This window comes from Hymenobacter negativus (genome assembly GCF_017571495.1).
Taxonomy (GTDB): Bacteria; Bacteroidota; Bacteroidia; order Cytophagales; family Hymenobacteraceae; genus Hymenobacter; species Hymenobacter negativus.
Genome location: NZ_JAGETZ010000001.1, coordinates 903,980 through 922,516 on the forward strand (window position 1 = coordinate 903,980; position 18,537 = coordinate 922,516).

Annotated in this window: 15 protein-coding genes; 2 read left to right on the forward strand and 13 right to left on the reverse strand. The window is 59.6% G+C overall.

Features of this window, described 5'->3' with window-relative positions; translation table 11 throughout:
• Positions 1–196: 196 nt before the first annotated feature.
• The 6 genes from J4E00_RS04050 to argS all read right to left on the reverse strand — a co-directional run bounded on the left by J4E00_RS04050 (position 197) and on the right by argS (position 7,487).
• Complete coding sequence (locus tag J4E00_RS04050; RefSeq protein WP_208173718.1) at positions 197–1,021, reverse strand: SDR family oxidoreductase; 825 nt, start codon at positions 1,019–1,021, stop codon at positions 197–199.
• Positions 1,022–1,095: 74 nt separating this feature from the next.
• A complete protein-coding gene (locus J4E00_RS04055) occupies positions 1,096–1,992 on the reverse strand; it encodes a 1,4-dihydroxy-2-naphthoate polyprenyltransferase (protein ID WP_208173719.1) in 897 nt (298 codons plus the stop codon).
• A 173-nt stretch (positions 1,993–2,165) separates the two neighbouring features.
• Positions 2,166–2,753 (reverse strand): glutathione peroxidase, encoded by a 588-nt coding sequence (locus J4E00_RS04060; RefSeq protein WP_208173720.1) that lies wholly within the window; start codon positions 2,751–2,753, stop codon positions 2,166–2,168.
• 141 nt (positions 2,754–2,894) lie between these two features.
• Entirely contained in the window at positions 2,895–4,943 is a 2,049-nt protein-coding gene (locus J4E00_RS04065) for a HelD family protein (protein ID WP_208173721.1), read from the reverse strand.
• 72 nt (positions 4,944–5,015) lie between these two features.
• Positions 5,016–5,597 (reverse strand): TIGR00730 family Rossman fold protein, encoded by a 582-nt coding sequence (locus J4E00_RS04070; protein WP_208173722.1) that lies wholly within the window; start codon positions 5,595–5,597, stop codon positions 5,016–5,018.
• A 93-nt stretch (positions 5,598–5,690) separates the two neighbouring features.
• Entirely contained in the window at positions 5,691–7,487 is a 1,797-nt protein-coding gene (gene argS / locus J4E00_RS04075; protein WP_208173723.1) for an arginine--tRNA ligase, read from the reverse strand.
• 156 nt (positions 7,488–7,643) lie between these two features.
• On the opposite strand from argS, the gene J4E00_RS04080 reads away from it, so the two are divergent.
• Positions 7,644–8,141, forward strand: a complete 498-nt coding sequence (locus J4E00_RS04080) for a hypothetical protein (RefSeq protein ID WP_208173724.1) — start codon at positions 7,644–7,646, stop codon at positions 8,139–8,141.
• 153 nt (positions 8,142–8,294) lie between these two features.
• A complete protein-coding gene (locus J4E00_RS04085) occupies positions 8,295–8,555 on the forward strand; it encodes a hypothetical protein (RefSeq protein WP_208173725.1) in 261 nt (86 codons plus the stop codon).
• A gap of 117 nt (positions 8,556–8,672) precedes the next feature.
• On the opposite strand, the gene J4E00_RS04090 is transcribed toward J4E00_RS04085, so the two are convergent.
• The 7 genes from J4E00_RS04090 to J4E00_RS04120 form a co-directional block, all read right to left on the reverse strand.
• Positions 8,673–9,410 carry an SDR family oxidoreductase gene (locus J4E00_RS04090; protein ID WP_208173726.1) on the reverse strand — a complete coding sequence of 246 codons (738 nt, stop codon included), beginning with the start codon at positions 9,408–9,410 and terminating at the stop codon, positions 8,673–8,675.
• 257 nt (positions 9,411–9,667) lie between these two features.
• On the reverse strand, positions 9,668–10,504 hold the full coding sequence (locus J4E00_RS04095; RefSeq protein WP_208173727.1) for an AraC family transcriptional regulator: 837 nt from the start codon (positions 10,502–10,504) through the stop codon (positions 9,668–9,670).
• Positions 10,505–10,804: 300 nt separating this feature from the next.
• Positions 10,805–11,713: an ADP-ribosylglycohydrolase family protein gene (locus J4E00_RS04100; RefSeq protein WP_208173728.1), complete on the reverse strand. Its 909-nt coding sequence runs from the start codon at positions 11,711–11,713 to the stop codon at positions 10,805–10,807.
• A 315-nt stretch (positions 11,714–12,028) separates the two neighbouring features.
• Positions 12,029–15,607: a M1 family aminopeptidase gene (locus J4E00_RS04105; RefSeq protein WP_208173729.1), complete on the reverse strand. Its 3,579-nt coding sequence runs from the start codon at positions 15,605–15,607 to the stop codon at positions 12,029–12,031.
• Between the two features lie 12 nt (positions 15,608–15,619).
• Entirely contained in the window at positions 15,620–16,516 is an 897-nt protein-coding gene (locus tag J4E00_RS04110) for an ABC transporter ATP-binding protein (RefSeq protein ID WP_208173730.1), read from the reverse strand.
• Positions 16,517–16,992: 476 nt separating this feature from the next.
• Positions 16,993–17,550 (reverse strand): hypothetical protein, encoded by a 558-nt coding sequence (locus J4E00_RS04115; RefSeq protein ID WP_208173731.1) that lies wholly within the window; start codon positions 17,548–17,550, stop codon positions 16,993–16,995.
• Positions 17,551–17,721: 171 nt separating this feature from the next.
• Positions 17,722–18,462 carry a LytTR family DNA-binding domain-containing protein gene (locus tag J4E00_RS04120; protein WP_317196587.1) on the reverse strand — a complete coding sequence of 247 codons (741 nt, stop codon included), beginning with the start codon at positions 18,460–18,462 and terminating at the stop codon, positions 17,722–17,724.
• Positions 18,463–18,537: the final 75 nt, after the last annotated feature.

Below are 18,537 nucleotides of genomic sequence, written 5' to 3' on the forward strand. Positions count from 1 at the left end.
GATAACCAATTATATGCAGCCGTGCCTGCCTGTCATTTTTATATTGATAAAGCACAAAAAAAGCGACTCGCAGGAGTCGCTTTCTTGATTTGCAGAATTCTAAATAGCTGAAACGCTTGTGATGACAATCATCGGACAACAGCCGGCGGATATTACCTGACGGATTCCGCACTCAACATGGGAGGTGCTACTCAAACTATCCGTTCAGTCCGAAATTCTGCTTAATCATGGTCGAAAATTCGGCCTCGCTCATCTGGGTTTTGGCACCCAAAATGCCTTTGGCATCCTCCCCAGCAATGTAGCGGAGCTGGGCCGTACCATCGGTAGTGGCGGTGTAGATGACGTCGGCAATCTGCTCGGCGGAGGAAGCGTTGCCGCTGCGGTCATTGAAAGCGGCCAGCACGCTACGCACCTGCCCGGCGTAGGGGTCGGCGTCGTTGGCTGGGTCGATGGTCATCTGGAGGGAGCGGGTGGCGAAGTCGGTAGCTACGCCACCGGGCGCTACCACTTTTACCTGAATACCAAACGGCGCCAACTCGTACCACAGCGACTCCGAGAAGCCGTCTAGTCCAAACTTGGTGGCGTGGTAGAGCGAATTCATTGGGAAAGCCGTGCGCCCACCCACCGAGGTAATGTTGATGATGACGCCGGACTGCTGGGCACGCAAGATGGGCAGCGCCGCCCGCGTCACGGCAAAAACCCCGAACACATTGGTGGCAAACTGATGCTGAATCTGCTCATCGGTAGCCGCCTCGAATGGGCCAACGAGCCCATAGCCGGCGTTGTTGATGAGTACGTCGAGGCTGCCAAAATCGGCGTGCGCCTGCTGAATGGCGCGGGGTGCAGCGGCCGCATCGGTCACGTCGAGGGCATAAACGCGCACGTTGGGCAGGTCCTGAAATTTAGCGTCGGCGGGGTTGCGCATAGTGGCGGCCACCTGCCAGCCGTGCTGAGCGAAGAGGCGCACCGCTGCCGCACCGATACCAGTGGAAGTGCCGGTGATAAAAACAGTTTTGGGCATGGTTAGGAAGTGAATTGAGCCGCAAGCCGAAATAGCTTGGTTGTCAAAACAGACGTAACCGGCCAATAAATGCTTTATCCCAGCACTTGCCCCACCCCAAACAGCAGCGTGAACACCAGCGTGCTCAGTGCCATTTGCTTCAGCAGCGGGTCAATCTGCATCGATTCCTGCCGCTGCCATATCTGAATGGCGTTGAAGGCGAACAGCGGCACGGCCAGCGCAAACAGCCACTGCCACGGCGAATGGTACGTGAGGGCCACAAACACCGTGGCACAGCCCAGGCCAATGAGCAGCAGCAGCCAGTGGTAGCGCCGGGCGTGTATCGCCCCCAGCCGCACCGGAATGGTGATTTTGCCCGCCAGTACATCGGAGTTGATGTCGCGGATGTTGTTCACATTCAGCACCGCCGTGGCGAAGCAGCCGAGCGCGGCGGCGGGCAGCAGCACTTGCAGCGGCAGCGTATGGGTTTGCAGGAAGTAGGTGCCACACACCCCCACCATGCCGAAGAACAGAAATACCGAAATGTCGCCCAGCCCGGCGTAGCCGTATGGGTTCGAGCCCGCCGTGTAGTTCACCGCCGCCCAAATGGCCGCCAGCCCCAGCGCCAGAAACCCGAGAAACAAGCCTAATCCGGCCGCGCCCAGCGCCACCCACAGCAGCGCCAGGCCGCTGCCCAGCGCCAGCAGACCACAAATCCACATGCCGCGCTTCATCTGGGCGGGGGTGATGGCCCCGCTTTGCACGGCGCGCTGCGGGCCCTGCCGGTGGATGCTGTCGGCCCCGTTCTGGGAGTCGCCGTAGTCATTGGCAAGGTTGCTGAGGATTTGGAGCAGGATGGTGGTGAGGGCTGCCAGGCCTACCACGAGGCCGTTGAACTGGCCATTGGCGGCGGCCAGGAAGGCACCTGTAAGAATGCTGGCCAAGGCCAGTGGCAAGGTGCGGGGGCGGAAGGCGGAAATCCAGGGGGACATGGACAGCAGTTGAAGCGAGAGGGAGTCAATCAATAAACAAAAGAACGTCATGCTGAGCGGAGCCGAAGCATCTCTACTTGCGCACCTAACCCGGTTGATTGGATTACGCTATGCGCCAGGGATGCTTCAGCTCTGCTCAGCATGACGTGCTGCTAAATCAGAAGCGTCAAAACCTACTTCGTGATATCGGCCACCAACTCGGGGCTCAGGGGCGTCACTTTGGAGTTGTAGAACTTCACCACGTGGCCTTTCTCATCAACCAGGTACTTGCAGAAGTTCCAGCTTGGAGCGTCGGAAACGGCCCCGTTTTGGGTTTTGTCCGACAGGTATTTGTAGAGCGGGGCGGCGTCATCGCCTTTCACGGCTACGGTTTCGAAGAGCGGAAATGTCACGCCGTAGTTCTTTTCGCAAAACGAGGCCACTTCCGAGTTTGAGGCTAGCTCCTGTTTAAAGCTATTGGACGGGAAGCCCAGCACCACCACCTTATTGCCGTATTTCTTCGACAGCTCCTCCAACTCTTTATACTGCGGAGTAAAGCCGCACTTCGAAGCAGTATTCACGATGAGCAGCTTTTTGCCTTTGTACTGGCTTAGCGTCACGTCTTTGCCGTCGATGGATTTCACAGTGAAATCGTAGACCGAAGCAGGCGCAGCGGTGGTTTCGGTGGGCGTGGTCATGGCGGTGGGGGCTGTGGGCTTGGCGGCGATGAAAACCACGGCCGTAGCGGCAGTGGCTAGCGTGAGAAACAGGGAATTTTTCATGGTTTGGGAAATGCAGAGATTACTCGACTGTGTGCCTAACCATACGAGGGCCAGTAGGGTTTTGGTACTGCGCTTGCTGGTTATTTTACGTAATGAATTGAACGGCTGCTTAGCAACATTGCTGCCAGGAAACCGCAGCCTCTAGGCACCCAAGAATGCGGTAATGTCGCCTGAATACGTCAGCGTGAGTTGGTGCATGGCGCGGGTGCAGGCCACATAAAGCATGCTTTTATCGACCTCCGTCTTGTAGTTGCGGGCCGAGGCGAAGGGCACGATGACCTCATCGAATTCCAGGCCTTTCGCCAAGTGGGCCGTGGTGATGATGACGCCTTCCTTAAAATGGGTGGACTCCTCGGTGAGCAGTTGCCCGCCACCAGCTTCCGCCAGCGCTTGTTGTACCTGCTCGGCTTGCCGGGGCGTTTTGCAGATGATGCCTAGCGAGTTGCTGCCGCCACTTCGGAAGTCCGCGACCAGTTGCCGCAGGCCTTCCAGTTCCTCGGCGGGGCCGGGGTGGCGCACGATGGCGGGCTCCCGGCCGTGCCGCTCCAGCGGAATGATGTTGGGGTTGGGCGTGATGCGCTGGGCAAATGCGGTAATTTCTATTGTGGAGCGGTAGCTGCGGTAAAGCCTCACCACGTCGGCCTGCGGAAAAACGCGTTCAATGACTTCGGCCGATGACGCGCTGTAGGGGTTAACGGTCTGGTTGACATCGCCCAGAATGGTTTTGCGGCAGTTGAATACCCGCGATAATACGGCGTACTGCACCGGCGTGTAGTCCTGCATTTCGTCCACCAGCAGGTGCTTCACGTGGTCGTAGGCCGAGATGCCTTCCAGGCGGATGCGCAGATAAATCAGGGCAAACACGTCGGCATACTCCAGTGTCTGGCCGTGTTCAAAGCGGAACAACTCGGGCCGGCCTATCCAGCGGTAGAAGTCGCGGTAAAAATCCAGCACGTTGTTGAACCGGAACATGCGCGTCAGGGCCTCCCCTATCGTGTTTTTCTCCCCATTGGTCAGCTTGCGATTGGCGGCGGTGCGCACGTAGGCGCGCACGTCGTCGGCCACTAGCGGAAACCGTTTCAGCAATGGCACCCGGTGGTAGGCCTTGAATTTGTCGAGCAGCAGCTGGCGCGGCACCACGGTGCGGCCTACCCGCAGCTCGCCCGCGCTGAAGTAGTTGTTCTCAACGTGCAGCAGGTATTTATTGAGCTGGCTAAGGAACTCAAACGAGGATTTGAACTGGATTCGCTCAATGAATGCGGGGTTGTGATGCTCCAGCAGGGCCGCCACTTGCTCGAAAAAGGTCTGGAATTGAAACTGATTGCCGAGCAAGTCGGCGGCCAGCTCTTCCATCACGGTTTCGGGAATGTGCTCCTCACCCAATTCGGGCAGCACGTTCGAGATGTAGTCGGCGAAGACTTTATTGGGCGAGATAATAAGGATGTCTTTGGCCCCGATGGTGTCGCGGTAGCGGTAGAGCAGGAAGGCAATGCGGTGCAGGGCAATAGAAGTTTTGCCCGAGCCGGCCACCCCCTGAATGACCATCACCGTAGCTTCCTCGTTGCGAATGACAGCGTTCTGGTCGCGCTGAATGGTGGCAACGATGTTCTTCATCTTGTCGTCCGAGGACTTGGCCAGCTCGCGCTGCAGCACCTCGTCGTGGATGTTCACGCCGTTTTCAATCAGGAATTCCAAGCGGCCGTCCTGAATTTTATACTGCCGCTTCAGGTCGATGCGGCCGTGGATGGGCCCCGATGGGGTGGTGTATGACGCTTCGCCCAGCTCGAAATCGTAAAACATAGACGAAATGGGCGCCCGCCAATCGTAGATGAGGCCGCGGCGCTGCCGCTCGTCCACGAACGAATGCACGCCGATATATACCGGTGTGGTTACGTCGTTGGCAGTGGTGAAATCAATGCGACCGAAGTACGGCGACTGCATCAGCTTGATAAGCTTGCGTTTGCGGGCCACGGCCCCAGCCCCGGTGTAGGCCATGCGGTCGATGGACTGGCCGGCGGCCACCATGTCGGCATCATCCATGCCCGACTGGTGCTCGTGGATGTACTCCTTCTTCTCCCGCAGCTCACTGGAAAACTGCCGCACAGAGTCATCAACCCGCCGCACCGCCAACGTGAGCTGCTCCTTTATTTCTTCCAGGTATTCGCGTTCTTCTTGTTCCGTTGCGTTCATTCAGTAGTAGCGCGGACTTTTAATCCGGGTATGGCAATGGTTCAGATTCGCGGACTAAAATTCCGCGCTACATCAGGTGGTTGGCGGCGTCAGCCATTTCCCCAGCTCCACGGGCTGGTAGACGGCCATTTGCGCCAGCAACTCTTCGGGATTGGCTGATTGCAGAAGCTGGTCGCGGTTTTCAGTGCGCAAAAGCTGGTCGTCGCGCATGCGGTCGAGGGCCCGCAGGAGGTGGTCGTAGTAGCCGTCCACGTTGAGCAGGGCCACGGGCTTGCGGTGCAGGCCGAGCTGGCCCCAGGTCAGGACTTCGAACAGCTCTTCGAGGGTACCGTAACCGCCGGGCATGGCAATGAAGCCGTCGGCGCGGTCGGCCATCATGAGCTTGCGCTCGTGCATGGATTTCACGACGTGCAGCTCCGTGCAGCCCTTGTGGGCCAACTCCTTGGCATCCAGAAAATCGGGAATAACGCCGATGACCTGGCCGCCCTGCGCCAGCACAGCATCGGCAATGGTGCCCATGAGGCCCACGCGGCCCCCGCCGTACACCAGCGTAAGGCCCTGGGCTACCATGGCCTTCGCCAGGGCTTGCGCCTGGGTGATATAGTTCGGGTTGGTTCCGGCACTGGAACCGCAGTAAACGGCAATGCTTTTCATAAGTAAGAACTGTAGCTTGGACGCTGCGAGTCCGCGCCTTGATAGGCCGTTCTGGTATTCGTTCTTATAATGCGCGGACTCGCAAAATCCACGCTACATGCGCTCGGGCACATTGATGCCCAGCAGGCCAAGCGACGCCTTGATGATTTCAGCTGTTTTAGCAGACAATGCGACCCGGAAGGCTTTTTTGATTGGGTCGCCTTCTTTTAAAATAGGCACTTCTGTGTAAAAGCGGTTATAGCTTCTGGCAACTTCGTACACATACTGCGCTACTACAGCGGGCGAAAGGGCACGAGCAGCTTCAGCAACTACGCCAGCATAACCGGCCAACTGCTGCACCAACTCACGTTCAGTTACTTCTAATGAAACAAGCTTACTGAAATCAGCAGCAGCATCTACACCTGATTCTTCCGCGTCGCGCCGAATCTTCGAAATCCGGGCGTACGAATACTGCACGAAGGGCCCGGTATCGCCCTCTAACCGCACCGACTCTTCGGGGTTGAAGAGCATGCGCTTTTTGGGGTCCACTTTCAGTAGGTAGTATTTCAGGGCGCCCAGGCCCAGCAGGTGGTAAAGCTCTTCGAGCTCCTCGTCGCTGAGGCCTTCGGTTTTGCCTTTTTCGAGGGTAGCGGCTTTGGCGGCGGCCACTACGTCGCGCACCAGCTCGTCGGCATCGACTACGGTGCCTTCGCGCGATTTCATCTTGCCCGAGGGCAGGTCCACCATGCCGTAGCTGAGGTGGTGGATGGCGTCGGCGTAGGGCTTGCCCAGCTTTTTGAGCGTGGCTTGCAGCACCTGCATGTGGTAGTTCTGCTCGTCGGCAATGACGTAGATGCTGCTGTCGTAGCCGAAATCCTGATACTTGAGCTCAGCCGTGCCTAGGTCCTGGGTGATGTAGACGCTGGTGCCGTCGGCGCGCAGCAGGAGCTTCTCGTCGAGGCCCTCGGCCTGCAAATCGACCCAGACGGAGCCGTTTTCCTTCTTGAAAAACACACCTTTGCCCAGGCCTTCTTCCACCCGCTCCTTGCCCAGCAGGTAGGTTTCGGACTCGTAGTAGTACTGGTCGAAATCGACGCCGATGTTCTTATAAGTAGCGTCGAATCCTTCGTATACCCAGCCATTCATCTGGCTCCAGAGGGCTTTCACGGCGGGCTCACCGGCCTCCCAGGCTTGCAGCATCTGCTGGGCCTCGGCCATGAGGGGGGCTTGCTTTTTGGCAATGTCGGTGGCCACGCCTTCGGCTTCGAGCTGCTTGATTTCTTCGCGGTAGTGCTTCTCAAACAGCACGTAGTACTTGCCGGCGAGGTGGTCACCCTTGATGCCCGCGCTCTCGGGGGTTTCGCCCTGGCCGAAGTGCTGATAGGCAATCATCGACTTGCAGATGTGGATGCCACGGTCGTTCACCAGGTTGGCTTTGGTGACCGTGGCGCCGGTAGCTTTCAGAATCTCGGCCACGGAGTAGCCCAGGAAGTTGTTGCGCAAGTGGCCCAGGTGCAGGGGCTTGTTGGTGTTGGGCGAGGAGTACTCCACCACCACGCGGCGCGGGGCGCCCTCGGTGGGCACGGGCGCGGCGGCAGGCTGCTGGCGCAGCTGCTCGAACAGGGCCAGCCACTCGGCATCGGCAATTTCAAGGTTGAGGAAGCCCTTCACCACGTTGTAGCCGCTCACGCGGGGCTCGTGGGTTTTCAGCCACTCCCCTAGCGCCTGGCCGATTTGCTCGGGCCCCTTGCCCAAGGCTTTGGTGAGCGGGAACGTGACGAGGGTGAAGCTGCCGGCAAACTCCTTGCGCGTGGGCTGGAGCGTAAGGCTGGCGGCGGGGATTTCAACGCCAAAAACAGCCTGAGCGGCGGTTTGCAGGGCGGTTTTGAGGGAGGATTCTAACTGTTGCACGGGGCAAAGGTACGGGCTACCGGGCGTCAACCTAGCCCCTGCCCTTGGGAGCCAGCCAGAAGGGAAAACCTAAATTAATATCATCAATTTTAATACCTAATTATATTTGTTCGTATAAATGCACTAGCAATAACCTTCTCTTTCTCCTTTCTTTTTATGACAACCTATCATCATTCATTTCGCGCTGGTGTAGCCATTTGCGCGCTACTTTTTACAGGAGCTTGTTCGAAAGATAAAAGCGATACCCCCAATACCAGCGGCAGCGATGAGATGAGCTGGACGGTAGACGGCAAAACGGAAACGGCCGTCTTCACCACGGGAGGCCTCATCTCGCTAGGCAACCTGCCGCTGCTGACTGTGGTGGGCAAACTAACCAATGGCTCGGGGGGGACTATGACGACCCTGAACATGGGCCGGGCGGTAGGTACTTACCCGCTGGCAGCCAGCGCCACTACCGGATACTCGGCAGCGTATACCGTCAGCCCGAGTGAAAATTACATAGGTTCCGGTGGCAGCGCTACCGTCACCACCTATGCCCCGTCGACCACCGCCGGGCAATCCCATGTGGTGGGCACGTTCACCTTCACGGGCACCGACCCCAACGGCGCGGGCACCAAAACGGTGACCAACGGCAAATTCGACATCAAGTTCTAAGCCGCTGCTCCGGACATTTAGCCCAAGGCATCATCATAACTGCGCCAGTCGATTTTCATCCTTGCCGGGTTTCAGCGGCTACCAGCGTCGCGCTGGCTACGTATAGTACCTGGCCACCTGACCGGCGCACTCATCCAGTCGGGTGGCATTGGCATGAAAGTTCTGCTCGTTTTCAGTTTGCTGGCCTTGTGCGTTCCGGCGGCCCAGGCGCAAGTCGACCCCGCGGCAGTAGCCCAGGGCCAGGTGCTCTCCGGCATGATGCGGGGCCACGCCGAGCGCGACCGCAAAGCCCAACTCTCCGGCAAGCGCCCCGCCAAAAGGCCCCTCACGCCAGCTGACCAGCGGCTAGCCCACAAGCGGGAAGTGGACGCCGCCATGCGCCGCCCCCCGGCCAAGCCGGGCTCCATTCGGTAGGTGCGCCCGCTGGCCAAATAGCCCCCAAAGCCCCGCTAGATACCAGCGGAGCTTTGGGGGCTATTTGGCCAGCGGGCTATTCGACCTGTAAGGCGCCTTTCGGGCGCCTCCGCCGGTTTACCATGGGCAGGTGGCGGGGGCGGGGAAGTATTCTTCGCTGAAATACTGGCCGGTGGGGCCGTCCGGGCCAAGCAGGGCGTACTTCAAGATGCGCTCGCCAGCCTCGGCTACAGTGCTGGTGCCCTGGTGGCTGGTGAAGTCAGTTTGGGTGTAGCCTGGGCATACGGCGTTGACTTTGAACGCAGTGCCGCGCAGCTCGTGGGCCAGGTTGATGGTGTACATGTTCAGGGCTGCTTTCGAGGCCTGATAAACGGGGACCCGAAAGGCGAAATTAGGGTTATCGAGGTCGGCGTACAGCGACAGGGATGCCATGGCGGTACTCACGTTGACGATGCGCGGCTGCTGCGCCTGTTGCAGCAGGTCGATGAAGGCCTGCGTGACGCTGGCCACGCCGAACACGTTGGTTTCGAATACGGCCCGAAACTGCTCCAGTGTGGCGTGCAGGGCCGCCTGCGGCTGCCCGCCCGAAATCCCGGCATTGTTGACCAGCACGTCCAGCACCGGGGTTTTGACCCCAATTGCCGCCCGGGCAGCCCAGATGGATTCAGGACTGGTGACGTCTAGTTGCACAGCTTCGAGGGCCGTGAGCCCGAGTCCGTTGAGCTGCCGGACCGCGGCCTCCCCGCTTTCCAGATTACGGCTGCCGAGGTACACGAAAAAACCGTGCTGGGCGAGCCGTTTGGCGACTTCCAGGCCAATGCCCTTGTTTGCGCCGGTGACCAATGCTGACTTCATGTGCTTTACTTAAGCTTATGTAGAAAATGAACCGGTGGAACCGTTCCGACCCGGCAACTATGGCAAGGGGATACCCCTGCCAGCAGGCATTTACAAATACCTGATTAAGCGTTTTTGGAGTGTGTAAGGGTGGTGCTTGTCCCCGCCCGTCGTTGAGCATAATCGTTGAGACGGAGCGAACGGTGGGCGGGAGAAAGCCCCGCCCCTACCTCGTTCAACGATGCACCGACGGCTAAACCGCTCAGATGCTGGCCTTATCAGCCCGTGGCGGGCCGCTGGGTTTCGCCCTGGCCCAGCAGGGCCGTTGGGGAGTAGCCAAACTGCTTTTTGAAGGCGTATGAAAAATGCGCGAGGTTTTCGAAGCCTACCTCTAGGTACAGTTCCACGGGCTTACGGCTTTTTTCGGCCAGCTGGTAATGGGCCAGCGCCAGCCGTTTCTGCGTGAGCCAGCGCTGAGGACTCAGTTGGAAGGCTTTTTTGAAGTCGCGCTTGAAAGTGGTGAGGCTGCGGCCGGTAAGGCGGCTGAACGTGGCCAGGGGCATGTTGAACCGGTAGTTGGCTTCCATAAATGCCACCAGGTTCAGTTTGCCGGGCTCGGCGAAATCGGCCAGCACGCCGTCGCTGTGCGGGTCGAGGCTGCGCAGGACTTCCAGCACCTCCGTGGTTTTGAGAGCCAGCAGCTTCTCCGGCAGGTGGTGTTCCAGCTCCAGGTAGGGCAGCAGGGAGGCGAAGAGGCTCTGCAGAAGCGGATTTTTAGAGAACACCAGCAGGCCGGCTGCCGCTGGCCCGGCGGGCGCGGGGGTATTCTCGGCGTAGTAGGCCCGCACCAGGGCCGTGGGCAGCGCCATCACCACGGCCTGGTAGTCCGCGCCGTCTTTGGGGTATTTGAGCAGGGTGGCCGGCTGGTTGCGGGGCAGCAGCACGGTGTCGCCGGCACCGCAGTGGTGGGTGCGGTCGGCCTGCACCACGCGCAGCTCGCCGGCGAGCACGCTCACCAGCACATGGTCCTCGTAGGTTTTCTCGCTCCCGTAGCGCTGGTCGCCGCGGCAGACGACCACCAGGTCGGCGTAGGGATTGGTTTGCTTCGAGGTCATGACGGGTGGGTACTGGCTAGGCGGGCAGGCTTCGGCGGGAAGTGCTGCTTGACAATACAAAATTAGGCCACCCAGCACCGGAGTACTTTGCTCAAAAGACCGAAGTTGCTTTGCTCAGCGGGCCAGCACGCTCACGTAGCAGATACAAGCAGTTCCGCTCCCGCGCCACTGAACGAATAGCCCTCGAAACCTGCCGCAACGCCCAGCCCCCTCAGTGGCTGGCGGGGCTTTTGTGTTCTGTTTCTGCTGCCGTAGCATCGACCAGCATGTACGCTTAAGTAATGCAGAAAAAGCGAGGCACTATCCTACATTCTGCTGGGCAGTTTGCAGCACTCGATTTAACCAAGCGTACCCTTCTACTCGAACAAGCTTTTGGAGCAGTTCTGGAGGAAGGCGGTGCTGCCCGAGCAGCGTTCCGGCTATTTGACCAGCTAGCGACGCGTTTGTATCGGTGTCGCCACCCGCTGCTATAATAGCCGCAAGCATCTCTGTGAACCCCAAACACGGCACCTGCGATGCGCAAAACAAGGCAAATGGCACCGAATCCACCACGTACCCGCTCGTGCCCAAACGTGCTACGTCGGTAATGGACGAGTGCGCTGGCAAAGCTTGTATTTCCAGGAGCCGGTCACGCAAGCGGGTATCCGGCAATTGGGGCACAAGTAGGTCCAGCAGCGGCGCTGCTCCTGTCCACTGCCCGGCAAGGATAGCTCGAATGGCTAGGACTACCGCCAGTGCACCCACGTACGCATCCACTTGGCGGTGAGTAATTCGGCAGAAGTCGTGGAGCTCGGTTGGGGAATACTGCGCCCAGAAGGCAAAAGGCGCGATGCGCATCGCGGCACCATTCCCTGCCCCATACGCTCCTTCACGTCCCACCTGGCTCCAATGCCCACCTGCTTGTAATTCCCGCAAGGCTTTCAGGGTACTCGCTCCAAGCCCCGTTAGCTGGCCTTGTGCATGGGCGGCAGCCAATTCAGTGGCGAGCGTTGCCGGCAACAGAAACGGCGCGCGGCAGAGAGCTTCCAACGTCACCAACGTTAACTGGGTGTCATCGGTCAACTGCCACACGGGTGCGCGCTTGGGCGGCGGCTGCAAATAAAAGGTGGACCGGTCCGGACCCTTCGGCAGGTTTTCGGAACCACTGCCCCAGGCATCCCCAATGGCTCCGCCGAGAATACAGCCTGCCAATCGTTCTTGTTTGGTCATCAGCAAAAGTCGCTAGACAGGTAATTACAAGGGAAATCACGAATATAACCTCACCCAAAAAAGCCCCGCCAGCTACTGGCGGGGCTTGCTGTTGTTCTCTGTGTACGCGCTTCCTTGTGCCCCCGACGAGCAGCTGACCGCCACCCGTGCCACTTTGCCCGAACCAGCGCGAAACGGCCCAATTGCTGAACATCAACCACGCCGGGGCTAGCGCTCCCTTGCCCTACCCCGCGGCCCTGGTCGCTTAGTTACGGAAAAAACTGGCGCTTCAAAGCTGCCGCTGGCGCATTCATTGGATGCGCCAGCGGAAATGCCTTATTGGCTGGCGACCTGGCCCATTTCTATCGCGGCTCGGCTGTTGTCTTCCGGCCGGCGGTCTACGAGCAGAACGTTTGGGTCGATGACGGCCTTTTGAGGAGCTACGGGCACAAGAAGCCGCAGGATTTTCCGGGAGGTTGTGACGAGCACGCGCTGCTGGTACAGCACCTTGTTGCCCGGCCCGTATAGGGCGACATCAATGTAATCGTGCAAGGGCGCCTCCGTTTCCTTACCGAGCTGGTCGGCGTAGCGCTTATGCACCTCCAGCTGCACAATGGCCCGATAGCGGCCGTCGGGGAGGCGCTGGTAGGCGACCTCCTGCACCTGGTTGTCGTAGAGGGTAATCTGCTTCAACTGGTCGGCCACAAAGTAGCGGAGCGAATCGGGCGTGGCGCGCACGATGTAGCCGTACAGGTCTTCGGAGGTGGGGTACGGCGCCGGGCGGTTTTGATAGTCTTGGATAAAGCTGCCCAGGGCGCCGTGGAGGCGTTTTTCGCCTAGGTAGCTGCGCAGGGCGTACAAAGCCAGCGAGCCTTTGGCGTAGTGAATGTGCGGCTGGTCTTCGTTGTAGAGCAAGGGCAGCTCGCGCACCTTCTCACTGGCCCGGCCGCGCAGGTAGTAATCGAGGGCGTAGCGGCGCATTTTCAGCACCCGGTCCGGGCCATACTGGCGCTCCAGCATCAGCGTGGAGAGGTATTCGGCCACCGACTCCGAGAGGAAGGTGGCGCCCTGTACGGCCGCACCGGTTACCCGGTGCCCCCACCACTGGTGGGCCATTTCGTGGGCCACGACGCGGTAAGTACGGTCCACGTCGTGGTCCTCAGGGCTGGTTTGGGCGATGAAGCCTAGGCCTTCGGAGTAGGGCATGGTGCCTGGGAAAGCCTGGGCAAACTTCTGGTAGCGCGGAAACTCGATGATGCGGGCCTGCTGCTGGGGGTAGGCCCCAAACTGCTCGCCATAGTAGGCCAGCGAGGCGCGCATGGAGCGCATCATGCGGTCCAGGTTGTAGGGGTGGCTGGGGTGGTAATAGATTTCCAGGTCGACCCCATTCTGCCGCTCGCGCCGCACCCGGTACCGGGCCGAGGTAATGGAGTAGAAGTTGAGCACTGGCACGGCCAGCCGGTAGTGAAAATAGCGGCGGCCGTTTTGCTGCCATTCCTTCAGGAGCGCACCGGGGGCCACGGCAATCTGGTCGGGGCTGGTGCTCAGCGTGGCTTCGAAGCGCAGCCGGTCGGCATCGGTGGAAATGTAGGTATTGGCGTAGGCCGCCGAGTCGCTCTGCGGGGCCATGCGGGGCCGTTCGGGCAGTCCGAGCTTGGCACGGTCCGTGGCGCTTTCCAGCTCCAGGTTGCGGGTGTAGCCAATGGTGGGCGCCAGGTCGAAGTTGTTGAGGAAAGTGCCATTGCCGTTAATCAGAGGGCGGGACACCTTGTTTTCGAAGCCGCGGGCCTGGTAACTGGCCGAGTAGCGCAGCAGCAGCGAGTCGCCGGGCGCCAGGGCGGGCAGCAGTACGAAGCTGCGGAAGTGCAGGCGCTGGTCGTCGAGCACGGGCCGGGTGCCAGGGATGCGGAACTGGTAGTTTTCCAGGTAGCTACTATAAGACAGGCGCAGGGTATCGAGCGGGCGGCTGGTTTTGTTGGTGAGCGTGAGCTGGCCCTGCACCTGCACGGCACGGGCCGCGGGCATAAGGTCCACCTGCAGCTTCACGGCCGTGACGCGGGGCTGCGGGGCGTGTTCGTAGCGTTTGTACTGCTTTTCGTAGTCGGCCGCCAGGGCCTGGTCCTCGTGCTCAGTAGTATAATCGTTGCGCACGTCAATGTTGTAGTAAATCCAGGCACCCAGGCCCAGCCAGGTTAGCAGGCCGGTGGCGGCCACCACCCGCAGCATCGGGGTAAACGACTGCCGCAGCTGTGCGGCGCTGAAGGCCACGCCCACGGCCCGGCCCCGCACCCATAGCCCGGCCGTGAGGGCCACCAGCAGCACGGTAAAGGCCGCCCAGTAGAGCTTGAACCAGACGATGCCCGCCGCGAAGGGCCCGAAGCCGTTCATGTCGGAATAGGTGAAGGCGGGTGTGTCGGCGAAACGGAAGAGGTTGTTGTTCCAGTCGAGGGCCGCGCCGCTGATGGCCTGAAACAGAATGAGGGCCACCGTGAGGCCATAGGCCAGGAACTTGTTGCGCAGCAGCACGTGCAGAAACACTGTGCCCACGGCCACCATCACGTAACGGGTAAATTCGATGCCGAACACGGCTTTGCCGTACAGGCTCCACTCGAAATTAGTATAACCCTGCAGGGCCTGCGCCGCCACGCACACCAGCACGCCCACGCTCGTGAGCAAGGCGGCAACGAACACCAACGTCAGCAGCTTGGCCGTGTAGGACACCCACGAAGGGCGGGGTGCAGCATCCAGGATGCCGTCGAGGCGGGCGTCCTGCTCTTTCCACACCAGCACCCCGCCGTAGTACACCAGCACGGCAATGACGAATGTGCCGTAGGTGCCGTTAATCACGTCGAGCATGGTGTAGGTGACCGGGTAAAAGTGGCCGCCCTCCCGCTCCGAGGCCGTGGCGGCAACGCTGAGCAGGTTGAGTACGCCCAGGCCGAGAATTATCCAGAACGGCACGCTTTTCAGGATACCCAGCAAGTCCAGGCGGGCCTGCTGCGTGAGCTGCACCAGCGCGGCGCCGCGGTCGTGGCGGGGCTGCACGCGGGGCCGGGGCGTGGGGGCAGCAGTCCGCACCGGGGCCGCGGGCTCGGTCAGCCGTTGCTTTTTGACTTTGCCCGTTGACGTTGTGAAGGAAAACACACCGTGGGTGAGGCCCATGAGGGCGCCGGCAATGCCCAGCCAAACTAGGCGGTTGGTAAGCAGCGGGCCGACGAAGTCCAGCACTTCGGTATTTTTTTCCGCCACCGTCCAGTATTTGGTCAGGGCGCTGAAGGTGCGCAGGCCGAAGGGGTCGAGTAGCAGCACGCTGGCGGGCGTGTCGAGGTTGGGGGTCAGCAGGCCCACCAGCAGAAAGCCCACCATCAGCCCCAGGGCGGCGATGAAGGCGTACACCGTGTTGCGCGTCAGCACCGTGAGGCAGTAGATGATGGCCCCGGCCAGCACCGCGTTGGGCACAATAAACAGGCCCACTGCCTGCAGGTAAGGCATCAGCTGGAACGGCCCCACCCGGGCCGGCTCGTTGAGCGGCGCCCCCAGCACAATGGCCAGCAGCATCCCCAGCAAGGCCAGCACCGCTACCAGCACCCCGCCAGCAAAGCGGCCCCACAGGTAGCCGCTCTTTTCCAGGGGCGCAGCGTACAGCACCTGAGCATAGCCGGAGCCCGAGTCGCGGGTGGCAGTACTGGCCATGATGGCCGTAATAAAGAGCAGGCACAGCATGGTCATGGCCCCGGCCCGACTCAGAATGGCAAAAGGGGCGTTGACGTGCAGGTTGCGCAAATCCTGGCCCATTTGCAGGCTGGGCCAAAGCATGGCCAGAAAGGTCAGCCCGAAGGTGACGGCCAGGAAGATGTAGCTGAGCGGCTGCTTGCGCCAGGTGGCCAGCTCGAAGCGGAGAAAGGCAGTAAACATGAGCAGGCGGGCTTAGGCGGGGAGAAGTGTTGATTGCGCAGCTTGCCCCTGGATGGCGGAGAAAAACACGTCTTCCAGGCTGGGCTCCACGGCTTGAAAACCGGCCGCCTCCAGCTGCTGGCCGCGCACGTGCAGCAGCGGCTGCCCGGCCAGCAGCTTGGTTGAAATCACGTCGTACTCCCGCTGGTATTCCGCTAGCTCCGCTTTCTCAATCGTGCGCTCCCAGATGCGGCCTTGCAGCTCGCGCATGGCGGCCTGGGGCTGCCCGGCGTAGAGCACCCGCCCCTGGTTGATGATGGCCATGTTGCGGCACAGTTCGCGCACGTCGTCCACGATGTGGGTGCTCAGGATGACGATGATGTTTTCCCCGATTTCGCTCAGCAGGTTATAGAAGCGGTTGCGCTCCCCGGGGTCGAGGCCGGCGGTGGGCTCATCCACGATGATGAGCAGGGGCTCCCCGATGAGGGCCTGGGCAATGCCGAAGCGCTGCTTCATACCGCCCGAAAACGTGCTGATGCTGCGCTTGCGCACTTCGTAGAGGTTGGTTTGCTCCAGCAGGGCCTTCACCGTCTCGCGCCGCTCATTGCGGTTCACGATGCCTTTCACCACGGCCATGTGGTCGAGCAGGTCCTCGGCCGACACCCGGGGGTACACCCCAAACTCCTGGGGCAGGTAGCCCAGCACCCGGCGCAGGGCCATTTTGTCGTGCAGCGCATCAATGGCGTCGAGGTGGATGCTGCCGCTGTCGGGCTCCTGCAGGGTGGCAATGGTGCGCATCAGGCTGGACTTGCCGGCGCCGTTGGGGCCGAGCAAGCCAAACATGCCCTGCGGAATAGTCAGGCTCACGTTGTCGAGGGCCTTCACCCCGTTGGGGTAGGTTTTCGACAGATTTTTGATGGTCAGTTCCATACGGAAGGGCGGCTAAGAGGCGGTGTCGTGGCACCTGCCACGCGGTTTTCTGGCTCAAACATCCCCCACTCACGGCCGCCCCGCAAGTTGAAATGAGTAAGTGGTAGACCCCAGCTAGAATCCGGTAGCCCTGGCTTAGGCCATTGGCTGCCAACCTTGCTTCCTGATATGATTCCAACGGCTGGCCTCCCCTAATAGAAGCCGGCAAGCTGGCGCTCATGGCCCTACATCGTGCCCGGGCCTGCCCACTGGCAACCCCTCATAAGCTACTCAAGCAGGCCGCCTGTAGCATCGTCAAATAAGTCATCCCGTATCAGCCCTGTTTTGCTGAGACGCCCGCCTAATGACTTGCTTTTAAACCAGTTTATAATATCCCCGCTACTGTAAGAAGGCGCAGTTGGATGGCCTCCCAGCTGCCTATTTAATACGTGCATATGCGCGTACTAAAACTACTTCGGGTTGTGAACTACCCGGCATTAGTGTTCTATTACATCATCAATTTTATACCCATCCTTGGTATGAGTTACCCGGATATCTTCCTTGTAATCTATTTTGAAAGAATCATGGATGACAACATCAAAGACAAAGTCATTTTCCTTTGTTGTAGACTTTAGCTCGCAACGTGTTACGGTTATGTGGCCGTTATCCTGGCCCGAAATTAAAAAACCACCTGAGCCTACGTGTTCAGTGTTGTATTTATCGCCCCATTTCTTTTTAAACCCTTCCAAAGTCATCGTGTCATCATATTCCAGGTTTATACCATCTTGCTTATAGGCCTCGTAGTCTGCAGTGTAAATACTCGGCGTCTTATCGGACTCTTTATTTTCCTTTTCAATATTGAAGTTGTCTTCTATACTTTTAATTAGCCAGGCTTTCGCCTGTTCTGAATCGTTAACAACAGGCTTTTCTTTGTCTTCCCGTTGTTCATTTTTAGCTACTGGAGCTTGTTGAACAGGGTCGGATTTTTTGTCGGTCTTGGGGTCGCTGCAAGCGCAAACAGTTGTTAGGAGCAGTATAAGGGAAATGTTTTTCATTTGGTAATTAGGGGCGATGTCCTGGCAATAGCTCATTTGTCGGCAGGTACACGAATGGAAGAGGTAAAATTGGAGTGGTCTGGTAAAACAGCCCGTGAGCTAAGGTAGGCTGGTTTGGCTAGTAAGGAGGAGCATAGGCTGGAGGCTAAGGCAGCTCGGCATGGGCCGACCTCACCCCTGAAACCGCTTCATCAACTCATCCTTCTTGCGGCGCGACACTTCAATAATGGAGTCGTCGGTGAGCTGCACGTAGCCGCCGCTGCCTTTGATGTAGCGCTTCACGTGGGCGGCATTGACGAGGTGCGACTGGTGGATGCGGATGAAGCCGTAGTCGGTAAACAGCTCCTCGTACTCCTTAAGCGTGCGGCTGACCAGGATTTTCTCCTTGCCTTCGAGCACAAAGAGGGTATAGTTGTCGTCGGCCTGGCAGCGCACGATGCGGGCCACTTCCACCACCTCGAAGCCCTCCATGGTCGGCAGCACCACCTTGCCAGCGAGGCCCGTGCGCTCCCGCATGTTGTCGTAGAACGTGTGCAGCTGGGCCGCCACCGGTGCTTTCTGCCGCTGGGCTTTGGCCACGGCCTCGCGCAGTTCGGCCACGCCCACGGGCTTGAGCAGGTAGTCGAGGGCGCAGAACTTGATGGCGCGGAGCGCATATCGGTCGTGGGCCGTGGTGAAAATGATGTCGAACGAAGCGCGGCCCAGCATGTCCAGCAAATCGAAGCCGGAGCCCAGCGGCATTTCCACGTCCAGAAACAGCAGGTCGGGCGTTTGCTCGCGCAGCAGTTGCAGGCCTTCTTCGGCCGAAGCCGCCTCCCCAATGACCGTTACATCGGGGCAATAATGCTGCAGCAATGCCCGCAGGGCCTCGCGGGTGTTCGATTCGTCGTCGATGAGAATGGTTCGGGTCACGGCAGAAACGGGTGGCTCTTGTGCTAGGGGGTGTAAATGGTGAGGGATATTACAGTAAAATTGAGCAAAAAAGCC

Excerpts from the sequence above, each read along its gene's own strand:
- J4E00_RS04105 (WP_208173729.1), bottom strand. The coding sequence starts at position 15,607 with ATGTTTACTGCCTTTCTCCGCTTCGAGCTGGCCACCTGGCGCAAGCAG.
- J4E00_RS04065 (WP_208173721.1), bottom strand. The coding sequence starts at position 4,943 with ATGAACGCAACGGAACAAGAAGAACGCGAATACCTGGAAGAAATAAAG.
- J4E00_RS04080 (WP_208173724.1), top strand. The coding sequence starts at position 7,644 with ATGACAACCTATCATCATTCATTTCGCGCTGGTGTAGCCATTTGCGCG.
- J4E00_RS04095 (WP_208173727.1), bottom strand. The coding sequence starts at position 10,504 with ATGACCTCGAAGCAAACCAATCCCTACGCCGACCTGGTGGTCGTCTGC.
- J4E00_RS04055 (WP_208173719.1), bottom strand. The coding sequence starts at position 1,992 with ATGTCCCCCTGGATTTCCGCCTTCCGCCCCCGCACCTTGCCACTGGCC.
- J4E00_RS04070 (WP_208173722.1), bottom strand. The coding sequence starts at position 5,597 with ATGAAAAGCATTGCCGTTTACTGCGGTTCCAGTGCCGGAACCAACCCG.
- J4E00_RS04110 (WP_208173730.1), bottom strand. The coding sequence starts at position 16,516 with ATGGAACTGACCATCAAAAATCTGTCGAAAACCTACCCCAACGGGGTG.
- J4E00_RS04060 (WP_208173720.1), bottom strand. The coding sequence starts at position 2,753 with ATGAAAAATTCCCTGTTTCTCACGCTAGCCACTGCCGCTACGGCCGTG.
- J4E00_RS04050 (WP_208173718.1), bottom strand. The coding sequence starts at position 1,021 with ATGCCCAAAACTGTTTTTATCACCGGCACTTCCACTGGTATCGGTGCG.
- J4E00_RS04100 (WP_208173728.1), bottom strand. The coding sequence starts at position 11,713 with ATGACCAAACAAGAACGATTGGCAGGCTGTATTCTCGGCGGAGCCATT.
- J4E00_RS04115 (WP_208173731.1), bottom strand. The coding sequence starts at position 17,550 with ATGAAAAACATTTCCCTTATACTGCTCCTAACAACTGTTTGCGCTTGC.
- J4E00_RS04085 (WP_208173725.1), top strand. The coding sequence starts at position 8,295 with ATGAAAGTTCTGCTCGTTTTCAGTTTGCTGGCCTTGTGCGTTCCGGCG.
- J4E00_RS04090 (WP_208173726.1), bottom strand. The coding sequence starts at position 9,410 with ATGAAGTCAGCATTGGTCACCGGCGCAAACAAGGGCATTGGCCTGGAA.